General features: G+C 34.6%; 1 protein-coding gene. It reads left to right on the forward strand.

Annotated features, from left to right (window positions below; all coding sequences use genetic code 11):
• Window positions 1-211: helix-turn-helix domain-containing protein (locus WFH18_RS18435; protein ID WP_336755484.1), on the forward strand; the 211-nt coding region annotated here is incomplete at both ends.

Raw genomic sequence — 211 nt, forward strand, 5'->3', positions numbered from 1 at the left:
GTCCATTATTCTTAAAAATGGTATCGGTGTTACAACACGCTGAACTTGCCAAGAAAAAATCTGGAAGGCCGCATTCTTTGTGTTTAGAGGATCAATTATTGTTAACTCTAAACTACTTACGCTGTTATAGGACTCAAATTGAATTATCCGCTGACTATAATCTTGCTGAAAGTAATGTGAATCGTACTATTCATAAAGTTGAAAATGCTCT

Source organism: Acinetobacter sp. USHLN143 (assembly GCF_037145695.1).
GTDB classification, from domain to species: domain Bacteria; phylum Pseudomonadota; class Gammaproteobacteria; order Pseudomonadales; family Moraxellaceae; genus Acinetobacter; species Acinetobacter fasciculus.